Source organism: Streptomyces odonnellii (assembly GCF_000981895.1).
Lineage (GTDB): Bacteria > Actinomycetota > Actinomycetes > Streptomycetales > Streptomycetaceae > Streptomyces > Streptomyces odonnellii.
Window position 1 is genome coordinate 1 of the sequence record NZ_LATD01000362.1, and the last position, 3918, is coordinate 3918.

A 3918-nucleotide genomic window follows, 5' to 3' on the forward strand; every position below is an offset into this window, starting at 1 on the left:
GCCCGGCGGGGGGTTCGCGGGCCCGGGGCCGTTGCCGTTGCCGGCGGTGTCCGGGCCGGCGCCGGGGTCGGCGGAGGGCTCGACCGTACCGGCCCGGGCTCTCCTCACCGTCTTCCGGACTGCCTCCCGGACCGCTTCCGGGCGCGGTTCAGCGCCGGAGGTGTCCGCCGTCGCAGATGGCTGCACGGCACGCTCCTCCGCCGAATCCGTCTCTTCTTGATCTCGTATCACCAGTCACCGCCGGGACGATGGTGGCACGAGCCGACGACAGACGGGGGCATCAGGGTGCATTGCGGGGGCTCGGGGCGGGTGAGATGCGCCCCTTTGCGACTGTACGTACAAAGGGTGACCGGCCGGACGCGCTCCGATGTGGACAACCGGAGGGGCTGTCGGAGGGGTGCGGCAGGATGGGCCGGATGAGGAAAGAGAAGCGTGAGCCGAAGGCCGACCCGACCCGGGAGCCGCCGGGGGAGCTGTCGGGGGAGTGGGTCGGGGAGCTGCCGGAGGAGCCGCCGGGCGGCGGGCCCGGAGAGCCGTCCGAGCTGCCCGACTACGCGGAGCGGGTGCTGGATGTCGCCGAGCTGATCCCGGCCGGCCGTGTGATGACGTACGGCGATGTCGCGGAGTGGCTCGGCGAGGGCGGCCCGCGCCAGGTCGGCCGGGCCATGGCCCTCTACGGCGGCGCCGTGCCCTGGTGGCGGGTCGTCCGCTCGGACGGCGCGCTGCTCCCGGGGCACGAACTGTCGGCCCTGGCCCACTATCGCGAGGAGGGCACCCCGCTGCGCGAGGCGGCGCGGAGCGCGGAGGGGCATGTGCCGCGGCTGGACATGAAACGGGCACGCTGGGACGGCGCGGGCCCGGGCGCGGACGGTTCGGCTCACATATGACAGCTTCAGCCATACGACGGCGGAGCGGGGAGCGCGGAGCGGGCGCGGAAGCCCGTACGTCCGGGATGAAGGCGTACGCCGGGGCGCGCGGACGGGCGCGCGCGGGATCGTACGGACCGGACGGCCGGGCGTACGGCGGGTGGCGGCGGCGCGACGCGTACGGCGGACCCGGCGGGCCGGTTCGCGGAGCGTACGGGACATCCGACGGCCCGTCGTACCGGCTGTGCGGACGCCCCCGGCCCTTCCGCGCGTACTCCGCGCAGTGCCCCTGGCGGTCCCGGCAGAAGCGGGACTCCCTGCGTCCCGGCCGCCCGACGGCGTAGCGTCGTCGGCGCGCGTCACGCGTGCCCCAGGCACCCCCGTCACCACCAGCACCCTCTCCAGGACCGGCGATCCACGTGAGTTCCTCCTCCTCCACCGGGCGTACCCCGCACCGTCGGGTACGGCAGCGGACCCCGGGTGCGTACCGGCTGGTGCGCACGCCGCCGGTCCCGGTGGACCCCCCTGAGCTGGACGCAGCCCAGCGCGGGGTGGTTGACCACGGGACGGGGCCGCTGCTGGTGCTCGCGGGCCCCGGTACGGGCAAGACCACCACGCTCGTCGAGTCGGTCGCTGCGCGGGTCGGGCGGGGCGCGGATCCGGAACGGATCCTGGTGCTCACCTTCAGCCGCAAGGCGGCGGTGGAACTGCGCGACCGGATGGCGGTCCGGCTCGGCGGCGGACGCGGCCCGCAGGCGACGACGTTCCACTCGTTCTGCTACGCCCTGATCCGCGCGCACCAGGACGCGGATCTCTTCACCGAACCGCTGCGGCTGCTCTCCGGCCCCGAGCAGGATGTCGCGGTACGGGATCTGCTCGCGGGCCAGATCGATCTGGAGCGCGAGGGGCGGGGCCGGGCGGGGTGGCCGGACGAGCTGCGCGCCTGTCTGACGACGCGCGGGTTCGCCGACGAGGTACGGGCGGTGCTGGCACGGAGCCGTGAGCTGGGCCTGGGCCCGGACGCGCTGGCGGCGTTCGCGCGGCGCACCGGGCGTCCCGACTGGTCGGCCGCGGCGTCGTTCCTGGCGGAGTATCTGGACGTCCTGGACATGCAGGGCGTACTCGACTACGCGGAGCTGGTCCACCGGGCGGTGCTGCTGGCCCGGCGGCCCGGGGTCGCGGAACGGCTGGTCGCCCAGTACGACGCGGTGTTCGTGGACGAGTACCAGGACACCGACCCGGCGCAGGTACGGCTGCTGCGCGCGCTGGCGGGCGGGGGGCGCACGCTGGTCGCGTTCGGCGACCCGGACCAGTCGATCTACGCGTTCCGGGGCGCGGACGTGAACGGCATCCTGGACTTCCCGTCCGCCTTCCCGCGCGCGGACGGCCGCCCGGCGCCGGTGGCGGTCCTCACCACGTCCCGCCGCTCGGGCGCGGCGCTGCTGGCGGCGACCCGGCTGCTGACACGCCGTATGCCGCTCACCAGGCTGCCGGCGGAGAAGGTACGGGTGCACCGGGAGCCGTCGCCGGTACGGGAGGGCGGCCGGGTCGAGACCTACACCTTCCCGACCCCGTCCACGGAACTGGACAACATCGCCGACATCCTCCGCCGCGCCCACCTGGAGGACGGTGTCCCCTGGACCGACATGGCAGTCCTGGTCCGCGCGGGCGGCCGCACCATCCCCGCCATCCGCCGGGCCCTCACCTCGGCCGGTGTCCCCCTGGAAGTGACGGGCGACGCGGCCCCCCTGCGCCACGAACCAGCGGTGTCCCCACTGCTGACGGCACTGCGGGCGGTGGCGAGCGCGGCGCTGGACCGGTCGTCGGGCCCGGACGGCCCGGCGGCGGGGGTAGGCGATGCGGGGGCGCTGCCGGACGGCGTGGCGTTTGACGGCCCGGTGGACGGTCCGGCATCGGCAGCCGGTGCCTCCGGCGGCTCGGCTGGTGCCCTGCCGGGCGGTCCGGCGCCCGGTGTCTCCACGGACACGGAGGCCAGGGCTCCGGGCTCCCCGGAGCGTGGTCCCGCGGCCAGGGTTCCTGACGGCTCGGCGGTCGGAACGACGGACGCTTCCGCGTCGGAGGCCGACGCCCCCGGCGTTCCGGCGAACGCACTGCCGGGTGGTGCGGAGGCCGCCTCTGAGGGCGGCGCCGACACCCCGGCCGCGGCGGGCGCGGGGGCCGGTCCCCGGCCGCGCGAGGCCATCGCACCAGCGGACGGGTGGCTCGATACCGAGACCGCTCTCGCCCTGCTCTCCTCGCCCCTCGGCGGCATGGACGCGGCCGATCTGCGGCGGCTCGGGCGGGCGTTGCGCGATGAGGAGCGGGCCGGGGGGAACCGTACGCCCGCGCCGTCCGACGTACTGCTCGCGCGGGCGCTCGCCGAGCCCGAGCGGCTGGTGGCGCACGATCCGGCGTACGCCCGAGGCGCGCAGCGGCTCGGCGCGCTTCTGCGCAAGGCGCGCGAGCTGCTCGAAGGCGGCGGCACTGCCGAAGAGGCCCTCTGGGAGCTGTGGAACGGCACCAACTGGCCCGGCCGGCTCGAATGGTCCGCCCTGCGCGGCGGCGCGGCCGGCCGTAACGCCGACCGCGACCTCGACGCCATCTGCGCCCTCTTCGACGCCGCCGCCCGCGCCGAAGAACGCACCGGCGGGCGCGGCGCCCTCAACTTCCTGGAGGAGCTCGACGCCCAGGACATCGCCGCCGACACCCTCAGCCGCCGCGCCGTACGCCCCGACGCCGTACGCCTGATGACGGCCCACCGTTCCAAGGGCCTCGAATGGCGCCTCGTCGTCGTCGCCGGAGTGCAGGAGGGCCTCTGGCCCGACCTCCGGCGCCGCGGCTCCCTCCTGGAGGCAGACAGGATCGGGCGCGACGGCCTCGCGGAACCCCTCACCCCGGGCGCCCTCCTTACAGAAGAGCGCAGGCTGTTCTACGTAGCCGCGACCCGCGCCCGCGACCGCCTCGTCGTCACCGCCGTCAAGGCCCCCGCCGACGACGGCGACCAGCCCTCCCGCTTCCTCACCGAACTCGGCGTCGAGCCCAGGGACATCAC

Annotated in this window: 2 protein-coding genes and 1 pseudogene; 2 read left to right on the forward strand and 1 reads right to left on the reverse strand. The window is 75.7% G+C overall.

Annotated features, from left to right (window positions below; translation table 11 throughout):
* Positions 1-186 (reverse strand): annotated as a pseudogene (locus WH07_RS41435) (hypothetical protein); the annotation flags it as partial.
* Between the two features lie 230 nt (positions 187-416).
* Between WH07_RS41435 and WH07_RS29515 the strand changes: the two are divergent.
* Together WH07_RS29515 and WH07_RS29525 are read left to right on the forward strand one after the other, a co-directional pair.
* Positions 417-887 (forward strand): MGMT family protein, encoded by a 471-nt coding sequence (locus WH07_RS29515; RefSeq protein WP_106409709.1) that lies wholly within the window; start codon positions 417-419, stop codon positions 885-887.
* A 398-nt stretch (positions 888-1285) separates the two neighbouring features.
* A partial coding sequence (locus WH07_RS29525; RefSeq protein ID WP_063775848.1) for a UvrD-helicase domain-containing protein occupies positions 1286-3918 on the forward strand: 2633 nt, incomplete at its 3' end.